A 19,489-nucleotide genomic window follows, 5' to 3' on the forward strand; every position below is an offset into this window, starting at 1 on the left:
TTCATTCTTCTTCGGTTTTTTCATGAAAAACCAAATCTGTGCTGTTTTAGACTGGAAACAAAGGGGTGTCTTTTAATACCATGATGCTCTCCGGATTAGATCTTCCAAAACCTCTTATCGAAGCATACGGGAAAAAAGGAATTACAGAGCTCTACCCACCTCAGGAGGAGTGCGTAAAAAAAGGGCTTTTGGAAGGCAGAAATCTTTTAATATCCATCCCGACAGCAAGTGGTAAAACTCTTGTTGCCGAAATGGCAATGCACCACCACATAGCCGGAAAAGTAAATAAAGGCCCATCAAAGGGCAAATGCCTCTATGTTGTTCCCCTAAAAGCTTTGGCCTCTGAAAAATATGAGGAATTTTCAGGAAAAGGAGTCAGAATCGGGATTGCGACAGGCGATCTTGACAAACGCGATGAATACCTGGGTCAAAACGATATAATAATCACTACAAGCGAAAAGGCTGATTCGCTTTTAAGGAACAACACAAGATGGATGAATTTAATCACCTGCCTTGTTGTAGACGAAGCTCATCTGATTGACTCCGAAAACAGAGGAGCAACTCTTGAGATGGTTATTACAAAACTTCGTTACCTAAACGAAAATATGCAGGTGATAGCACTTACAGCAACAATCGGAAATCCAAGATTATTTGCAGGCTGGCTTGAAGCTGAACATGTTTCGTCAGAATGGCGTCCGGTTGACTTAAAAGAGGGAGTTTTCTACAGCGATACCATCTATTTTGAGGAAGAGGAGAAAAAGATAAAGACGCCTGCAAAGGAGGATGACACTAACCTCTGCCTTGACTGTATTGAAGATGGCGGACAGTCACTTGTCTTTGTAAGCTCACGAAGAAATGCCGAAGGTTTTGCAAAAAGAATGGCAAAAGCGCTTGAAAAATCAGGTTTTTCTGACCCTGCACTTGAGGATATTCAAAAAAAGCTCGAAGCAATTGCCGAGACTGATATGGGAAAAATTCTTGCTTCCTGTACTGCAAAAGGTGCCGCGTTTCACCATGCCGGAATGAAAAGAGAACAAAGACACATCATAGAACAGGGATTTCGTGACGGATATATAAAAGTCATATCATCGACTCCGACACTTGCCGCAGGTCTTAATCTTCCAGCAAGAAGGGTTGTAATCCGCGATTTTTTGCGGTTTAAGGGCGGTGAAGGAATGCTTCCAATCCCGGTCCGGGAATACCGGCAGATGGCAGGACGGGCCGGAAGACCACACCTTGACCCTTACGGCGAAGCTGTTTTGATTGCGAAGGGTCGGGATATGGCAAACGGACTTTTTGAAGAGTTTATATCAGCACCTGCGGAGGATGTAAAATCACGACTTGATGATGAATCAGCACTCTGTTCACAGGTACTCTCGCTTATCTCAACGGAATTTGTAAAAAACAATGATGATCTCGTCTCTTTTCTGAAAAGAACATTTTATACATTTACCAATAAAAAGAGCAGTCATTTGTCTGATATTGTGGAAAAGGCGGTAAGTTACCTTGAAGCCGCAGGAATGATAACAAAAATTGACGACCGCCTTTTTGCAACCGATTATGGAAATCTTGTATCCCACCTTTATATAAACCCTATAAGCGCTGAGATAATCTCAACAGTTCTAAGAGAGAAACAAAAGACACTTTTAGAGATTAAAAGATTAGGTGAAGTGGAAGATATTAAAGCCTCAGATATAGGGGATTTAATAAAAACAGAACCAGCTAAAACCACAAAATCTGTAAATCCGGTATATTCTATAGATTCGATGAAACAAGTTAAATCAGCGTCAGCGAAATCAATGCTGAAAAAAACAGCTTTTACACCTGAAGATATTTCAGCAGTATTCTCAGATATAGGACTATTACAGCTTTTATGCAAAACTCCGGATATGTACACCCTTTATGTCAGAAAAGATGATTTGCCTGTTCTTGAGTCCTTCTATTATGCACACGAAGATGAGCTTTGGATGGAAATTTCGTATGACACAATGGAGGATGACTTCAGGGTAATAAAAACAGCGATGCTTCTTGACAACTGGATTTCTGAAATTGGAGAGGATACAATATGCACAAGATTCGGTGTAGGTCCCGGCGATATCTACAATGTTGTCGAAGGGATGAACTGGCTCTTATATTCTGCTTCCAGAATTTCGTATATGATGGCGCCTGATCTGAAAATTTCAGTGTCAGAAGTAGAGCTTCGGATGAAAAACGGTATTAAACGAGAGTTGATTCCGCTTATAAAACTCAAAAATGTTGGTCGTGTACGTGCAAGAAGACTGTTTAACAACGGAATTACAAGTCCGTTAAAGATTAAGGAAGCAAACTTTGACAAACTGTCAGCAATTCTTGGACAAAAAATTGCAGGACAGGTAATAAAGCAGGTTGAAAAAGAATATGGAAACATAAACAATACAGAGATAATAATAAACAATACAGAGATAAAAAAAGAGCATACACTAAGAGAAGAGAGAGAAGATAAATCAGAGAGGAGAGAGAGAAAAAATAGAAAAATAGAGAACCAGAAAAAAAGTGCAGAAATTATTAAAAAGAACGAAAATTTTGAAAATTTCGGAAATTCTGATTACGAAGAAGAAGAGAAGAATACAGAACAAAAGAAAAAAAACCAAAAAAATAAAAATACCCAGAGATCACTTTTTGAGTTTTAGCGCCGGAATTATAAAAATGAAATTATTAAAGAAATGAAAACTTTTTTCTCCCCCCGGATGTGCCCGAAATTTATGTGCCTGTGTGCCATTATTTCTATGTCCCATTATCTGCCTGTAAGCTGGATTTAAGCATTATTTTTTAAATATTTCAGGATTAATTTGCATTAATAATCTCACAGCTTAACAATTTAACAGTTTAACAGCTATTAAAAAAGCGGCAGTTGAAGAGAAGAAGAGAATGAAAAATTGAATGAAAAATGAATGAGAATTAAAGAGAATTAAAGAGAAGAAATATCTCATATTCTAATAATAATGATTCTCTAATAATAATGATTCATATTCAAATTATAATGAAGGTCTAATGAAGGATTGTTGATTTATATGAAACCTGTTGAACTAAAAAATGAGCCGGATTGTGAAATTGATTGTGAAATAAATCAGAATGAGACAAAAAGCATTACTGACATCTTTGGTGTTGAAAATTATAAAACTCAGGATCCAAAATTAAAAGAGTTCTTCTTTGTTCCTGTTTCGAATGTAAATATGTCGAATATAGATATGTTAGGAGGGTCAAAATCCAAACTGAAAGTAAAATTAACTTCAAATTGCGGCCTTTTTTGTGGCGTTGCAATTGCCCGGGCAGAAATAAAGGGTATAAAAACCTGTTTGAAAGCGCTGAATGAAATTGCTAATGAATATAATGCTTATATTATCTGTTTAAATGAAGACAATATCGCCGGAAAAGAGCATATTAATAGTGCAATTTGTCATGCCACCCGTTCATGGTTTTCAAAAAATGCAATATCAAATTCATTTGAAATGGAGGTTTTGCTCTACGCAGGAGGAATACGTCAATGCAGTCTTGCAGGAGCTTTTGGTCTTCAAAAAGGTGAAAACAACCTTTATATCTGTGTTTGTATCTTTTCCTGCTTTGATAACGATAAAGTAAGAATGAAAACGGCTGAAAGAGGAAGTAATATACCAGGCACGACAAGTGATATTATTCTTCAAATTTTGGAAAGACTTGAAAATGATAAAATATTTCTTGAAAACGAGAATAAATTTAATTTTAATTTTTTAGATGAAATATATTCTGATAACTTTTCAGGGATTTTAGATTTAGAAGAGAGAGAGAAGAGTGAAGAGAAAAGTGAAGAGAAAATGAGAAAATTAGAAAAAATAAAAAGGCTCATGAAGATGTTTGATATTACAAAAGAAGAAATTGAGTCTGTTGGCTCTGAGAGATTTATAGATCTTGTAATCGAAAGAGTTGCACTCCTTGACATAAACAAATAAAATTACGTCTAAGATAACCAAAAAGAGAATTATTACAACCTGACTTTGCCACTTGGTCTTTTGAAGTGCGTTATTCCCAAAAATATCAAAAAGAATCGTTATTGAATTTGACAGTTGGGACATATTTGCATGCAAAACATCAATTTTATTTTTATAATGTCAAAGTCATTTAGAATTTAAGCCCAGAGTGATGCTTTTTTTGATAACAGTTTCAAAAATTCCTGGAACTGTCAAATTTAATTCTTGCACAATACAATGAATTTGAGTGATGTGGCAAACTTAGGTTACAAATTAATTTACGACTAAGATAACAAAATAGAGAATTTACAAATAAAATGATAAAGAACAAAAATAAGATAAGAAAAACTTTTAAAAAAGAAGAAAAAAAGAAGAATTTCTGGAAATTAGTGCAGAAAACTGTAAGTAAATCTAAAGAATAGTGAAGGAAACTGAATAGAAAATAAATTGAATAGAAAATAAATTGAATAGAAAATAATTTAAAATGAAGTAAAGAGCATTAAAAGTGAGATAGTGAGCAAAAAATATTCGATTTATGAAAATTTAGTTTAACTTTATTTCATTTTGTGCACGAATAGGAAGTGATTTTTCAAAGAAGACCCACCCCTTTATTTCCACTGGAAAATTTTTTTAACCTCTTTGAGATACAGTGTTGGAAGAAGTAAAAAGAAGAGATGAAAATTTCTTTTTTTCTTACTTTTTAAGAATATTTATATATTAATACTTACAGACATACAAATGACTATTCTCTTTTGGAATTTTTATTATCCTGAATTCTTCAGCCATCATATCATACTTTTTTCTTTTCCAGTGGAAACAAAGGGGTGGGTGTCAAAAGTAAAAAACAAAATTTCAAAAAAAGAAAAAGAAGGAAAAAGAATTAAAATCTGACTAGTTTGGTTGCTCTTTTGCTCTTAAAAAGATGTTAGAATATGAAAAAAATAAACATTTTTTATTTTTAAAAGATAATTTGACATCGAAAAAACATTTTCTTGGAAAAATAAAAATTATTGGGTAGATTCATTTGAAACTTAATCTGAAAATATTTAATTTTTTGCCTCTTCGCTGTTTTGAATGGATCAAATTTTATCAGTTAGAACAACAAATCAATCGAAAATTTTAGTCATTGATCAATTAGATTAAGGAATCCATTAGAATCTTGCTGAAAAACTGAGAAAAAAAGGATAAACCAATGATTGAAAAGAACTTTTCAATAACTACCAATACTCTAACGAAGATTCAATTTTTTTATTTGTGGAGAATATATATTTTTATGAATAGTAGAGATAATCCAAACAATGCAAAGAAAAAAAATGCAAACTTATCAAAATCATTTGGAACGGTAAAAAGAAATTCATATTTTATTTCTGCACTCTTACACAATTCACTAACACAATTCACTAACATAATTCACTAACACAATTCACTAACACAATTCACTAACATAATTCAATAAGCTTGAGCATTCTAGCAATTAAATAATCTAAATAATTTAAATAATCTAAAAATTTTTAAAAATCTAAACAATCTTAAATCTTTTAAACTTTGAATTTTTCTCATTCTCATTCTTTTCCTTTTTTTTAATCTGTAGAGTAAATATAGCCTAAATATAGCCTAAATATAGCCTAAATATAGCCTAAATATAGCCTAAATATAGCCTAAATATAGCCTAAACTCAGGTTTAGGAAAATTCAAATTTTCCAGAGGCTTCCAGAGGCTTTTACAAAAAAATTGCAAAAAAAGCAAAAAATTATAAGGGGGATAAAAAATTTCTAAAAGTTATATGAAATTCAAGAAGATCAGGAAAAATAATTTTCAGACTTTTAATTGAGTTATTTTTTCTTTCCTTTTCCACTGGAAACATAGGGGTTAATAAGTAATTAATTCATTAGACTATAGTTGCGTTACTCAGTGGAGTCGAATAAGAGGTACAGGGAGTCTGGAAAGACATTATTTCAGGACATATCAGTAAATCCGGTTAATATTCCTGATCTTTTTGTAATGACAGGATTATTTTTATGGGGGTAATAAATCCTGTTTTTATAATGCGCCCGGAGACGTCCTGATTTATTTTAAATTTATATCTGGAGGAAAAATTTTGGCTGAGAAAAATTCTGATACAGAGACCGCATTAGGTGAGGGGAGTGTCACCGGTTCAGTAGGTCTCTTTACAAAATATCTAAACAACAGGGGTATTTTCAAAAACAGGGAAGTTTTAAGACATTCATACCGACCTTTAATCCTCCCCCACAGAAGACCGCAGATTGATTCAATCGCATCTATTCTTGCACCGGCAATAAGAAATGAAACACCTTCAAATATTCTCATTTACGGAAAAACAGGAACAGGAAAGACTGCATCTGTAAAGTATGTAGGCGCCGAACTTGAGAACGCATGCCATGAGATGGGAAAAGCATGCAATGTCATTCACTTAAACTGTGAATTAATTGATACTCAGTACAGAGTTTTGGCACAGATTGCAAATGAGCTGGATGATATTGAAAGTAAATCAAGTGACAGACCGCGATCAAGCATACCAATGACGGGATGGCCTACAGATCAGGTATATTCTGAATTAAAAAGCATGGTTGAGGCAATCGGCGGTGTCAATGTAATAGTTCTCGATGAAATTGACAAACTGGTAAAAAAAAGCGGTGATGAAACACTATACAACCTGACAAGATTCAATTCAGAACTTAAAAACGCCAAAATAAGCATGATTGGAATCTCAAATGATCTCCGGTTTACAAACTTCCTTGATCCTCGAGTACTTTCATCATTATCAGAAGAAGAGCTTGTATTTCCGCCATACAACGCACCACAGCTTTGTGATATCTTAAAACAGAGAGCTGACGTTGCTTTTGCCGATGGAATTTTGGATGATGGTGTTATTCCTCTGTGTGCAGCCTTAGCCGCCCAGGAACACGGTGATGCACGCCGTGCTCTAGATCTCTTAAGAATCTCCGGAGAACTTGCAGAAAGAGAAGATGCACCCCGTGTTACAGAAAAACATGTAAAGAATGCACAGCAGAAGATTGAAACAGACAGTTTAATAGTCTGCGTATCATCGCTTCCGACACAGAGTAAGGCAGTCCTTTATTCAATGCTGATTCTGTCTGAGATGAACAAGCAGGTCTTTACAACCGGCGAAGTCGCACAGGTTTATCGTGATGTGGCACAGGTTCTTGACCTTGACGTTCTGACTCACAGGAGAATAACTGATCTTATATCTGAACTCACAATGCTTGGTGTCATAAACTCCCGTGTTGTATCGAGGGGCAGATATGGAAGGACAAAAGAAATGTGGTTTGGAACAGGAACTGCCGGGATTAAGAAAACATTAACCCAGGATGAAAGATTTGACGAAGAACGTCTCAATCAGATTGATACTGCAAGATTCAGATCAATCTTCAGATAAAAAAATTCAGCTAAAATTTCAAATCTTAAAAACAAATAAAAACAGCAAATAAAAACAGCAAAGAACAAACAAAAATAACAAAATCTGCTAAAAAATTCGGTTAAAAAATTTCAGTCCTCCTAATAATTCAGAAAAAACCGAAATCCTGAAAAAAAAATAATGAAATAATCTTTTAAGAGACTAATACTTTTCTGAAACAAATTCTTAAGCAAAATTTAATGCAATAAATTTAATATAAACATTGTCATGAAAATAACCCAACTCAGATAATAACCCAATTCAGATATGAGCATTCATTTTTTAATTACATAGAATTTTTTTCATAGAATGATTGATTGAATAGCACAACGGATTATTGCACAGGAAAATTCTGAATTTTTTCCATCTCATAGAATTTGTTTAAAACTTCTTTTTATTCTGAGTAATTTTAAATAATCTCCGGTGCGTAGATCTCTTTGAAATAATAAAACCAAAAAGCAGACAAAGTGATAATATGGATGATAAAGACCGAATGATTCTTGGTATCCTCGAAGATGACTGCCGCATACCGGCAGAAACCCTTGCGGATATGGTGGATCTGGAAGTAGACGACATAAAAAAACGCATCGCCGTACTGGAAGAAAACGGTGTAATAAAGAAATATATGGCCTGTATCGACTGGGAAAAAGCAGGAGAAGGTGTTGTTGCGGCGATAATAGAGCTTAAAGTATCGCCTGAGAGAGATTATGGCTATGACAAAATAGCAGAGAGAATTTCAAGGCACAGGCAGGTTAAATCACTGCGGTTAATAAGCGGCGCATATGATCTTGAACTGCTTGTAGTCGCAAAAAACATTCATGAAATAACAAGATTTGTCGCAGAACAGATAGCGCCTCTGGAACAGGTCAGAGAAACCGGCACAATTCTGATAATGAAGACTTACAAGGAAAATGGTCTTGAATTCTTCGAAAGAAAGACTGGTGACAGACTTACATATTCATTCTAAACAGACAGAAAATAAAAAGACAGGCATAAAATAAAAACGAACAAAAAACAAAAAAAGAACAATTAATTCTATGAAACGGAATAATTTCTGAAAAGTTCTGAAAAAAACAGAGGAAAACAAATGAGAGATTTTCGATCCGAACGCGTATGCAAAATACCACCATCAGGCATACGCAAATTCTTTGATATTGCACAGGAGATGGAAGATGTCATCTCCTTAGGGGTTGGCGAACCAGACTATGATACACCCTGGAATGTCAGAGAAGCGGCAATACGCTCAATCGAGCAGGGCCAGACTGCATATACGTCAAACAGCGGCTTAATTGAATTAAGACAGGAGATAAAAAAATATCTCAGCGATTCATATGGAATTTCATATGATCCAAAAAAAGAGATTGTAGTAACAACAGGAGCGTCAGAAGCGCTTGACATCTCAATAAGAGCAGTAGTTGACTCAGGCGATGAAGTTTTGGTTGCAGATCCCTCATACATCGCATACACATCAAATGTAATGCTTGCCGGCGGAGTTCCGGTACTTGTTCCGTGCCTTGAAAAGGACGAATTTAAACTGACGCCTGATTCGCTGATGGAAAAGATTACTAAAAAATCAAAAATTCTTCTCTGCAATTTCCCAAACAATCCCACAGGCGGAGTAATGACAAAAGAGGACTATAAGGGAATAGCAGATATTGTAACAGACCATGATCTTCTCCTTATAAGTGATGAAATCTACAGTGAACTAACCTATGAGGGAGAAAAGGCAAGCGCCGCCTCTGTTGATGACCTTTGGGAGAGAACAATTACAATAAACGGCTTTTCAAAGGCTTATTCAATGACAGGCTGGCGGGTAGGATATATCTGTGCACCGGAGACAATCTGCAGTGCAGTCTTAAAAATCCATCAGTATGTGATGCTTTCCGCACCAACAACTGCTCAGTATGCGGCAGTTGAAGCTCTAAGAAACGGCGCCGATGCCTGCCGTGAGATGGTGTCTGAATACAAAATAAGGAGAAACTTATTTGTAAACGGCTTAAACAGGGCAGGACTTAAGACACACATGCCAAACGGAGCGTTTTACGCATTTCCAAATATTATTGAATATGGTATTTCAGATGAGGAGTTTGCAGAAAGACTCCTAAAAGAACACCACGTGGCAGTTGTTCCGGGAAGTGTCTTTGGCCCTGCAGGAGTAGGGCATCTGAGATGCAGTTATGCGGTATCAAGAGAAGATCTCATGACAGCAGTTGGAAGAATTGAACAATTTGTCTCAGATCTTTAATCTTTAATATAAAAATAACGAATAATAAAGCACTAAAAATAACGGATAATAAAACACGGACAAAAAGAAAAGCAAAGACAAAAAGGCAAAAGCCGCTGAATAAAAAGACAATATAAATCTGAAAAAGAGATACAATAAAAATTACAAAAAATACAATAAAAAATTTCATTAAAGTGTTTTTTTTATAATAGTGAAGAGGCAGTCAGGCAGACAGCATAATATGATATAAACCTTTGTTTTTAGAAATGATTAACACATAAGAGCCCGTTTAAAATTTTTAAATTTTAATAAAACAGATTTGCCATCGGATTATATGACCCCTTTGTTTCCACTGGAAAAACAAAAAAAAATCATTCAATCACCCACAACACATCTGATAATATCATATCAGAAAATTATGAATAAACTCTGCTGGTTTTTCCAGCCCGAATAAAATCAGCGCCTTTTTAAAAAAAATGTCAGATCATGTCAGAAGAATTCTGGTTTGCAAAAATAATTTAACTGTGAATAATTTTACTTTTAAACCCCTTGGTTTCTACTGGAGACTTGAGAAAAATCTCTTTAAAATCAAAAATAATCTCTTGAAATTGAAAAACAAAAATGTGATCTCTAAAGGTGAAAATACTATTTTTAATTAAAATAATAATCTTTTAATAAAAAATGCCAAAATCATTAATCAGACGAAAGAACTGAAAATTAAATTTTCAGAACCTGAAATTATTCAGGTTTATCACAATTCAGCAACTTATTTTTGTTTTTCAAAGGTGATGACAACATGAATAATACTGGATGCGCTTTTGGTGCACTTTTCCATCAGGATTTTTCAGTAATCCGATATTATAAAAGTGAAAAATAATTATCATGATACTTTTATCTGGAATGCAGACATCATCTTTAATGAAACATAAATGAGTTGTACAATAATAGTAGGTGGCTTTTTTGGTGACGAAGGCAAGGGAAAAATCGTCGCTCACGTTGCACACAAAGATAAACCTTCGATAATATCACGCGGAGGTGTCGGCCCAAATGCCGGACACACCGTAAAGGTCGGAGATGTAGAATACGGCGTTCGAATGATCCCTTCAGGATTTGTATTTCCTGATGCAAAGCTATTCATCGGTAGTGGCGTTCTTGTAGATCCTAATGTTTTAAAGGCTGAAATTGAAAAAGTAGGTGTAGATGGCCGCATTTTCATAGACGGCAGATGTAGTATAATAGAAGAGGAGCACATCGCCCAGGACAAGGGAAATGAGCACCTCTCGAAAAAGATAGGCTCAACAGGAACAGGATGCGGACCTGCAAACGTTGCCCGTGTCAACAGACTTGCAAGGCAGGCAAAAGATCTTCCTGAACTCAAAAATTATCTAATTGACGCCGCATATGAGATAAACAGCGCTCTTGACCGCGGCGAAAATGTAATTCTTGAAGGAACACAGGGCTTTGGAATCTCGCTATACTTTGGAACATATCCGTATGTTACAAGCAAAGACACCTCAGCCTCACAGATTGCCGCTGATAATGGTGTTGGTCCAACAAGGATTGATGACGTAATTGTCGTATTCAAAGCCTATCCGACACGTGTCGGTGAAGGTCCGTTTGGAACGGAGATGTCACGCGAAGAATCCCATCGCCTCGGAATAACCGAGTTTGGAACAGTTACACACCGTGAGAGAAGAATTGGTGTATGGGACAAAGAGATGGCAAAATATTCTGCTATGATAAACGGATGCACAATAGGAGCAATCACAGGAATTGATCATGTTGATCCCGAATGTTATGGTGCAACAGAATACAGCCAGCTTACACCAAAAGCCCTCGAATTCCTTAAACAGGCTGAAGAGGACATAGGTGTTCCCATTAAGCTTATTTCAACCGGTCCTGAGATGAGCCAGATAATTGATATAAGATAAATTGATGAGAGGTCTTTTAAATGAGGATGTCAACATATGATATATTGTGCTGTCCGGTCTGCAAAGGAGATTTAATTCTTGAAATCAGGAAAAAAGAGCTTCTTGAGAGCGGAGAAGAGGACGTAATTGAAGGAACACTCAGATGTGAGAAGTGCAGTGTTGACTATCCGATATCTGAGGGAATACCTGACCTTCTTCCAAGAGAGAAGGAAGAATAAAATCAAATTAAATACCTTACAGGGGGAGCTTAAATGTCTGAATATTACATAAACATAAACAAAAGACAAATAAATTCAATTGAAGTTCCAAAAAATGCCGTAGTTGAGGTTGGAGAAGATCTTGTTCTGAAGCTGAATAATCACGGCTCCCCCCTTCATATAACAATATCAGCAGTAAACGCCCGCAGATTTACACATTTTCTTCATGAGAATCTCTATCTTCAGGAGAATCTGGAGTTTAAAATACCAATTTTTTCAACTGCACCCACAGGCAGTTTTCAGATTGAAGTTATTACAGGTTATGGAATAGTAAAAGAGTCATTTAAAGTTTCAGTTTGTGATAAAGAGCTTGAAATACCTGAAATTTTGGATGATATACCCTCAATTGAGCCTGAAAAGAACCGTTATGTATATCCGGCGCTTTTAATAACTCTTGTTGTTCTTGGATGGGCCGCCTATATTGCAGGATATCTGTATTATGGTAACGTACCCGGGTTTGCATCGGTAATTATACTAACACTGGCAGTTCTTGTAGCATGGCGCTGCCGGCCTTAATTCTTTTTCTGTCCCTTGTCATAGACAGGGTTTTAGGAGATCCTAAAAGCAGACTTCATCCTGTCTCTCTTCTTGGAGAATTTATCGGTTTATGGGGAAAGCCGGAATTATATCCTGCATATCTTCAAAGATTTTTTGGAGCATTTCTGGCACTTTCAACCGCACTTTTGTTTGCATCTCCATTTTATCTTTTTGAAAGGTATGCACCGGTGCTTTTGTTTTTAATCGGTGCTCCTTTTTTCTTAAAGATCTGTTTTGCCTGGAGGTGTCTTGAAGAGCATGTTTCAAATGTAGAAAATGCGGTTTTTCATGGTGGCGGCAGAAATGAGGTTCAGATGCTTGTATCAAGGGATACAAGCACATTAAATGACGAGGAGATATTATCAGCGGCATATGAATCAATGGCAGAAAATCTTGTAGACTCTGTTGTATCGCCTCTTTTTTACTTCACATTCTTTGGCCTTTTCGGCTCTGCATTTTTCAGGGCATTTAACACAATGGATGCAATGCTTGGCTATAAGGATAAAAGAATAAGACTTGGATGGTTTTGTGCACGAACGGATGACATATTAAACTATATTCCCGCAAGGCTGACAGGCATTTTATTAATATTTTATTTTACAGTAAAAGGCAGATTTAAGCCTGCATGGAATTCTTTTTTATCTGACAGAAAGAAAAGAGAAGGATTTAACGGAGGAATTCCAATGTCTCTTATCGCCGGAGGATGTATGACTGCGTTTGTAAAGCCGGGAGTCTATGTTATTGGAAACAAAGAAAAAAGCCTTGCCGAATCACGCTCTGAGCTAATTTCAGCTTTCAGATGGACGGCTGTTTTAGCATCAGTTCTGTTTGTGGTTATAATGGTGTTATCAGGCGGGATTGTGTTTCAGGTGATTTACACTCTCTCTTTTAATTTTTAAGTTTTTTTGTCCTTTTAATGCTTCAGCCTTTAATATCTCACCTGTCTTTATAAATTCTCTTTATACCCTGTTGTGGCCGAAATCCTGTGTTGTCAGAATCTTTTATCTTTGAAATATATGTGTTATCAGAACCTTATGTTTTCAGAATATTTTGTGTTTGAATATATGTGTTATCAGAATCTTATCTGCTCTATCGGGTTTTCAAATGTGATGATGAATGTTGTTCCATTTCCTCTTACTATCTCCATTTCGCCTGAAAGCTGTCTTGTAAGATTTCTGATAAGATTCATTCCAACAGTGTTTTTCTCCTTTATTATACTGTCTTTTAAAAGTCCGCAACCGTCATCGCTAAAGACAAGAACCAGAGTATCCGTGCTTTTCTTTTTTAGGGATATTGTAATTTTTCCTGTTTTTCTGTCTTTAAAGGCGTGAATAAGTGCATTTGATGCAAGCTCAGTTATTAAGATACCATACGGGATTGAATGATCAAGGTCAAAGTATAGAGAATCAATGTCATAAAAAACATCAATATCTGCTTCCGGCCTCCATATTGAAAATGTTCCGGATATTACATCTTTTGTATATTCAGAAATATTTACAGCTTTAAAATCGTTTTTCCTGTACATAATCTCATGAACAAGCGCCATTGCGTTTATTTTTGATTTGGAATCTTTTATGAAATCAGTCAGCTCTTTGTTATCCGGTGAGTATGATTTAAGATCAAGCAGACTTATCATAACCTGAAGATTGTTTTTGACTCTGTGATGAACCTCCCTTAAAAGGGCATTTTTCTGGTTCAGGGATGATTCAAGCTCTCGTTTTATTTTTATCTCATCTGTTTCATCATTTCCGGTGGTGAGCCATCCGGTGATTTTTCCGTCATTATCTCTTAAAAATACTGTGCTTAAACTGACATCCTTAATCTCTCCGCCCTTTGTTTTTGTCTTGCATCTGAAGCAGAACGCCTTTTTCTGGTCAGAATCAATATTTTCATAAAACAGGCTTTTTACAATTTCGCGGTTGTTGTCTGTGAAGATAAGAGAGAAGAAATCGTTTCCAATAGCTTCAGTTTTTGTATATTCAAAGACATCGAGCGATTTTTGATTAATATCAGTAACAATTCCCCTTATGTCTGAGATGATGAAAATTACATCAGCCAGTGAGAAGTACATCTCTGCCTTTTCTTTCTCCTGTGTCAGAATTTCTCTTGTTTTCTCTAAATTTTTTATGTTTTTTCTGATTTTTTTAACCATCAGGTTGATACTGTCATTTAATATCTGAAATTCAGCGGCGTTTGTATCCTTTATACTATGATTTAAATCGCCGGCAGATATTATTGATATGTCATCGACAATTCCTTTTATTCTGGAAGAGAAATGGTGGGAGACAATTATTGCAAATGCAATACAAAGTCCGGTTGAAAATATACCTAAAAGCAGAAACTGTAAAACAAATCCTGCCATCATCGATTCAAAAGGACTGTTGTCAAGTTGTATTTCTGCAATAAGGCTATTGTCTGATGCATAAATTTCACTTTTGCCCGGGATATGGATGTATCTTAGAGTCCTGCCTGTTTTTTCATTATATACATCCGTGCCTGTCTCTGAAGAAAAAATCCCGTCAAGAAATGCAGAAAAATTACTATCTGCCGAAAATGACGAATTTCCAACCTCTTTGTGAACCACATTAAAAATTCTGACATCTTTAACATAAGGGTTTGAAGCAACAATTTCGTCTACAGCATCGGTATATTTCATATTCTTTCTTATAGTGTTGAAATTCTCATCCAGGATGCTTACTTCGAAGATATATTTGTTGTCAGGAGAAGGCATATAGGCAAATTTTTTCAAAAGTCCGGTTTCTGCTTCAGTTAACACTCTTTCAGGGAAAAAACCGGATGAGAGTCTCACTCTTTCCAGGTAATCTGTATAATGTGGTGCATAACTCTTGAAATCAAGGCCGATGCTTGACGGGTTTGTTGAATGGGTTATTACAAAGTTTTCGTCAATTATATAAAATGTTACATCGTCCCCTTTTGTTTGTTTTAAAGATTCAAGATTCATTAAATCCAAATTTCGCCCGCTTTTTTCGTATTCTTCATAAAAATATTTAAAATAAGCCTCAGCTCTGCTGTTAAGCGACATATCATATATTTCAAGGCCTTTGTTAATTGTGCTAATAAGCTGATAAATATTTGAAGAGACTTCATCCTGGGATCTTATGACATCATTATGAATAAGCTCTGAAGAGTGGGCAAAACCTAAAAGCAAAGAAGAGGTGACCAGAAACAGCGTTAGCAAAAATATCGCTGAAAAAAGGTATGACTCATATGAATATACCTTTTTAGGATTTTTCCCGTCTTTTTCTTTCTTTTTATTCAAGACTGCCCCCTGTCCGGATAAATAGTGGATAAATAAAATTGGCTTTCAATTGTTCATAAATTACAGCTAAAAATATTTGTTAATTAAAAGTGAATTTTATTTAATTTAAAGGTTCTTAAAACAAGATTTGCAATATTTTTCAGGCCTCTATAATAAAAATGTAAAATTTCGAAATAGAAGTCTTTTATCTGCGGTATGAAAAGGATGAGTCCTCCGCCTACAATCAAAATTCCAAGGAGTGTGAAACTAATTCTTCCAATGACATTGTGTGCCCAGTAAAAACTTTCATAACCCTGATATCCGTTTGCGACAGTATCGAAAAAATAAGGAAACCACTGCTCTGAATATGCAATAACCACGAATATAAGCCTTATAAGATTTAGTGCGATAAGTGTTGCCACTGCAAATAGCGATGCCATAATCTTTTGCGAACCTGTTCCGGCGATTCCGGCTGAAAGCCCAAGCATTACAGCGATTCCAACAATAGGAGTGCATGAGAATGTAATGATTACCCTATAGCCGTTGCTTAGAATTGTATTCCACTCAGATATTGATGCGGGATGTCCTATTGCGGTCAGGGCAAAAACGGTGTGTTCCACAAGTGTTTTAATCATCCATTCCGAGACCGGACTTATGAAGGCGGCGGCTGAATAAATAATAAAGGCAATTGCCGCAACAGATGTAATCTGAAATGCAGTTTTATCTTTTAGAAGTGAATTTTTGATTGTTATATAAAAAACCGGCACTGCAAGTACAGCAATGAAGGGATATACAAATTCATTCTCCATTAAGTACCCGGCGGTCATTTTATAAAATGAAAATGCCAGAAATATCCATCCTAATGCGGCAAAATACTTTTTAAGCTCAGATGTAACCATAAAAAGAACGAAAAATATGAGCGAGAGAGTCAGGAGTATGTCGGGCATTTTTGGTATAAGAACAACTACCTCTGCACCAATAAATTATACGGAATAAATTTGCTATTAAATTAAACAGTAATCTGTATGATAAAAAAGAGATAAAGAGTCTGTGAAATTTTAAATATTTTTAAGAGGATTTTTCATCAGACTTTACTTTTATTCCAAGCTCTTTTCTGTAAATATATATTAAATCGCGAATTATATCCTTTAACTGAGGATTTATTTTTATAAGCACAATTGCGAGAAATATAATTGTCAGAAGTGATAATCCAAACTCTGATATGATGTTATGCGACCAAAAGAAGCTTTCATATCCATACTGGCCGTTTGATGCAATTTCAGGAAAATAAGGAAACCACTGTTGTGTATATGCGAGAATTACAAAAACATTTCTTATGAGATTCATTATGAAGACAGTCGCTATAATCACGACTGCCGAGAGTATCTTTTCTTTTGTTTTTGAAGGAACAGCGGCTAAGATGCCGGTCATTAACGCAATTGCCTTGATTCCGGTACAGCCAAGCACAATTTCAACTCTGAAGATGTCATGCATAAACATGTTCCATTCAGAAAAAGTGTAGGAAAACCCTATTGCGTCAAGAATTATTTGGATGGAATATATATTTACAGATATCAGAAAATTTTCAAGAGGCTCAATATATGCGAATGGTGCATATATCAAAAATGCAACCGAAGCTCCTCTTGTTGCAAGATGTACTATATTATTCTCCTGTAAAAGCAGTTTTACTGTAGTATAAAGAAATGGAAGAGCAATTACTGCAATTATGGGATATGCAAAATTATTGTAATGCAGATATTCGGGGAAATTTGAAAATACCATTGCCAAAAGGCAGATCCATCCAAAAGCCCCAAAATACTTCTTATATCTGCTGTTAATCAAAAAGAGGGTAAAACCGCCAAATGATAATGCAGCTAAAGTTTCAGCAATCAAAATATCTGATATAATTCTTTTTTTATTAAGCAAAAATAATTTCTGAAGAGAATGTTTATTGGAAATTCCTTCTGAAATAATTTAAAAATACTCTTTGTTTTTATTTTGGTTTTTTTTTAGTTTAGGTAATATTTGATTTTGCTAATATTTGTAAAAATAAATTTACAGGCTTAATTTTATGAAAAAAAAAAATTACAAAATGCACCGATATTGCATATCACTATAGCAACCATTAAGTGCTATAGTGATAAAGTTAGGATAAAGAGATTTGTATATGTCAAGGCAGATTGAGGAGAGCAAAAGAGAGCTTTCAAGAGTAATGGAGCTTTTAAAAGAGGAACCCAGAGGCCTAAGCATCACAGATATATCCAGACTTTTGAATATGAACCGCAATTCAGTCTCAAAATATCTCAACATGCTTTTGATATCAGGGCATGTTGATATGAGAAGCATAGGTGTTGCCAAGGTCTATTTCCTCTCACACCGTGTTCCAATATCGGCAATGCTTGATTTCTCTTCTGATGCGATTTTGGTTTTAAATTCGGATCAAAAGATTGTCCAGGTAAATGACAATTTTTTGGTCTTTACAGGATATGAACGTGATGAAATCATGGGCATCAAACTTCCGGAATCCTCACTTCCGGTTGTATCAAATGCAGTGGTATTAAAGTCTATTAATGATCTTCTCCGCGGTTTTGAGGATGCAAGAGAGATTGAATGGGAGGATGACTCCGGAAATTACTTCTTCTTGGTAAAACTTATTCCAACGGTTTTTGATGACGGAAGTCCGGGGATTACAATTATTCTTGAGGATGTATCAGAAATCAGGAAAATGCTTCGCGACAAGGAGCGCCTTATTGATCAGATTCATATAAGGGTGAGGAATAACCTCCAGATAATTTCAAGCATTCTTAATATTCAGGCATCCGGAATAGAGGATGAGCCGGTCAAAAATGTGCTGGGAGAGGCCGAGAGGCGTATTCTTGCACTGGCACTTGTTCATAAGAATCTTCACCAGTCACCTGATCAGCAGCATGTGAGCGCTTCTGATTATATCGGAAATCTTGTGGATGATTTGAGGGATTCCATGAAAATATCTCTTGATATTAAGGTGATTGTTGATATGGAAAGTGTCCAGATTCCTTTTGATATAGCAATACCTTTTGGTCTTTTGATAAACGAACTTTTAACTAACTCCTTCAGGCATGCCTTCTCTGATAAAAACGGCGGGATTGTAAGAATCTCTCTTGAAAAGACCGGAGATGATAATTTTATTTTGAAATTTTCAGATAATGGAAATGGCCTTCCGGAAGGCTTTGATCCATACACATCCGGTTCACTTGGAATAAACCTGATTCGAAATCTGATTGAAAGGCAGATGTCCGGAAGAATGGAGGTTATTTCAGATAAAGGAACAGTTTATGAGATAAAATTTAAAACAGACGGATTGATGAGAGTAAAATGACGAAAGAATTTAAAGTTCTGATAGTTGAGGATGACGCTATAATATCTATGGATATTGAGCAGAGAGTTAAGAAAGCCGGGTGGGCAGTTATCGGCGTTGAAGACAGGGCTGAGAAGGTTTATGAGGCAGTTGAGAAGGAAAGGCCGGATATTGTTCTTATGGACATTAATATAAAGGGGGATTCAGACGGGGTTACAGTGGCGGAAAAATTGCTCGAAGATTATGGAATTCATGTAATTTATATTACTGCATATTCGGATATGAGCATGAAGGAGAGATCACTTAAAACCGATCCTTTGGGATATCTTGTAAAACCAATTCGTGAGGCAGAACTTACAGAGATGCTTGAGTATGCCGCTGAAAGAATAAGCAGATTGAAAAATCTCTAAAAAATATTCATTTCTAAAAATAAAAAAAATAATCTCATTAAAAATTTTCAAAAAAACGTTCATGAAACAAATTTTTCATGCAATGTTTAATGAAAATCATGATTTGATTTTCATG

General features: G+C 35.5%; 14 protein-coding genes. 11 read left to right on the plus strand and 3 right to left on the minus strand.

The genetic code is table 11. The features are described from left to right. Positions 1-80: 80 nt before the first annotated feature. The 9 genes from L1994_RS11120 to cbiB all read left to right on the plus strand — a co-directional run bounded on the left by L1994_RS11120 (position 81) and on the right by cbiB (position 13,267). The gene (locus tag L1994_RS11120) at positions 81-2,669 is read left to right on the plus strand and encodes an ATP-dependent DNA helicase (RefSeq protein ID WP_278100847.1); all 2,589 of its coding nucleotides are present in this window, start codon (positions 81-83) and stop codon (positions 2,667-2,669) included. A gap of 381 nt (positions 2,670-3,050) precedes the next feature. After that, positions 3,051-3,965, plus strand: a complete 915-nt coding sequence (gene cgi121, locus L1994_RS11125; protein WP_278099509.1) for a KEOPS complex subunit Cgi121 — start codon at positions 3,051-3,053, stop codon at positions 3,963-3,965. A gap of 2,116 nt (positions 3,966-6,081) precedes the next feature. Continuing rightward, complete coding sequence (locus L1994_RS11130) at positions 6,082-7,401, plus strand: ORC1-type DNA replication protein (RefSeq protein ID WP_278099510.1); 1,320 nt, start codon at positions 6,082-6,084, stop codon at positions 7,399-7,401. Positions 7,402-7,894: 493 nt separating this feature from the next. After that, the gene (locus tag L1994_RS11135) at positions 7,895-8,386 is read left to right on the plus strand and encodes an Lrp/AsnC family transcriptional regulator (RefSeq protein ID WP_278099511.1); all 492 of its coding nucleotides are present in this window, start codon (positions 7,895-7,897) and stop codon (positions 8,384-8,386) included. A 120-nt stretch (positions 8,387-8,506) separates the two neighbouring features. Continuing rightward, positions 8,507-9,664 carry an aminotransferase class I/II-fold pyridoxal phosphate-dependent enzyme gene (locus L1994_RS11140; protein WP_278099512.1) on the plus strand — a complete coding sequence of 386 codons (1,158 nt, stop codon included), beginning with the start codon at positions 8,507-8,509 and terminating at the stop codon, positions 9,662-9,664. Between the two features lie 908 nt (positions 9,665-10,572). Further along, the gene (locus L1994_RS11145) at positions 10,573-11,574 is read left to right on the plus strand and encodes an adenylosuccinate synthetase (RefSeq protein ID WP_278099513.1); all 1,002 of its coding nucleotides are present in this window, start codon (positions 10,573-10,575) and stop codon (positions 11,572-11,574) included. Positions 11,575-11,594: 20 nt separating this feature from the next. Then, entirely contained in the window at positions 11,595-11,792 is a 198-nt protein-coding gene (locus tag L1994_RS11150) for a methytransferase partner Trm112 (RefSeq protein ID WP_278099514.1), read from the plus strand. A gap of 33 nt (positions 11,793-11,825) precedes the next feature. Then, positions 11,826-12,347, plus strand: a complete 522-nt coding sequence (locus L1994_RS11155) for a DUF7524 family protein (RefSeq protein WP_278099515.1) — start codon at positions 11,826-11,828, stop codon at positions 12,345-12,347. Next, entirely contained in the window at positions 12,329-13,267 is a 939-nt protein-coding gene (gene cbiB, locus L1994_RS11160; protein ID WP_278099516.1) for an adenosylcobinamide-phosphate synthase CbiB, read from the plus strand. The genes L1994_RS11155 and cbiB overlap by 19 nt, the downstream gene beginning before the upstream one ends. Positions 13,268-13,440: 173 nt before the next feature. Here the strand turns inward: cbiB and L1994_RS11165 are convergent, their stop codons facing one another. The 3 genes from L1994_RS11165 to artA (L1994_RS11175) all read right to left on the minus strand — a co-directional run bounded on the left by L1994_RS11165 (position 13,441) and on the right by artA (L1994_RS11175) (position 17,553). Beyond that, positions 13,441-15,648 (minus strand): histidine kinase dimerization/phosphoacceptor domain -containing protein, encoded by a 2,208-nt coding sequence (locus L1994_RS11165; RefSeq protein ID WP_278099517.1) that lies wholly within the window; start codon positions 15,646-15,648, stop codon positions 13,441-13,443. Positions 15,649-15,731: 83 nt separating this feature from the next. Beyond that, complete coding sequence (gene artA, locus L1994_RS11170; RefSeq protein WP_278099518.1) at positions 15,732-16,574, minus strand: archaeosortase A; 843 nt, start codon at positions 16,572-16,574, stop codon at positions 15,732-15,734. 121 nt (positions 16,575-16,695) lie between these two features. Beyond that, on the minus strand, positions 16,696-17,553 hold the full coding sequence (gene artA, locus L1994_RS11175; protein WP_278099519.1) for an archaeosortase A: 858 nt from the start codon (positions 17,551-17,553) through the stop codon (positions 16,696-16,698). 241 nt (positions 17,554-17,794) lie between these two features. On the opposite strand from artA (L1994_RS11175), the gene L1994_RS11180 reads away from it, so the two are divergent. Both L1994_RS11180 and L1994_RS11185 read left to right on the plus strand, forming a co-directional pair. Further along, complete coding sequence (locus L1994_RS11180; protein ID WP_278099520.1) at positions 17,795-18,985, plus strand: histidine kinase dimerization/phosphoacceptor domain -containing protein; 1,191 nt, start codon at positions 17,795-17,797, stop codon at positions 18,983-18,985. Continuing rightward, positions 18,982-19,374 carry a response regulator gene (locus L1994_RS11185; RefSeq protein WP_278099521.1) on the plus strand — a complete coding sequence of 131 codons (393 nt, stop codon included), beginning with the start codon at positions 18,982-18,984 and terminating at the stop codon, positions 19,372-19,374. The genes L1994_RS11180 and L1994_RS11185 overlap by 4 nt, the downstream gene beginning before the upstream one ends. Positions 19,375-19,489 lie beyond the last annotated feature (115 nt).

The organism is Methanomicrobium antiquum, assembly GCF_029633915.1.
Taxonomy (GTDB): Archaea; Halobacteriota; Methanomicrobia; order Methanomicrobiales; family Methanomicrobiaceae; genus Methanomicrobium; species Methanomicrobium antiquum.

Coding starts and splice junctions, on each gene's coding strand:
- L1994_RS11140 (WP_278099512.1), top strand. CDS start 8,507: ATGAGAGATTTTCGATCCGAACGCGTATGCAAAATACCACCATCAGGC.
- artA (WP_278099518.1), bottom strand. CDS start 16,574: ATGCCCGACATACTCCTGACTCTCTCGCTCATATTTTTCGTTCTTTTT.
- cgi121 (WP_278099509.1), top strand. CDS start 3,051: ATGAAACCTGTTGAACTAAAAAATGAGCCGGATTGTGAAATTGATTGT.
- L1994_RS11180 (WP_278099520.1), top strand. CDS start 17,795: ATGTCAAGGCAGATTGAGGAGAGCAAAAGAGAGCTTTCAAGAGTAATG.
- L1994_RS11145 (WP_278099513.1), top strand. CDS start 10,573: ATGAGTTGTACAATAATAGTAGGTGGCTTTTTTGGTGACGAAGGCAAG.
- L1994_RS11185 (WP_278099521.1), top strand. CDS start 18,982: ATGACGAAAGAATTTAAAGTTCTGATAGTTGAGGATGACGCTATAATA.
- L1994_RS11155 (WP_278099515.1), top strand. CDS start 11,826: ATGTCTGAATATTACATAAACATAAACAAAAGACAAATAAATTCAATT.
- cbiB (WP_278099516.1), top strand. CDS start 12,329: ATGGCGCTGCCGGCCTTAATTCTTTTTCTGTCCCTTGTCATAGACAGG.
- L1994_RS11120 (WP_278100847.1), top strand. CDS start 81: ATGATGCTCTCCGGATTAGATCTTCCAAAACCTCTTATCGAAGCATAC.
- L1994_RS11150 (WP_278099514.1), top strand. CDS start 11,595: ATGAGGATGTCAACATATGATATATTGTGCTGTCCGGTCTGCAAAGGA.
- L1994_RS11135 (WP_278099511.1), top strand. CDS start 7,895: ATGGATGATAAAGACCGAATGATTCTTGGTATCCTCGAAGATGACTGC.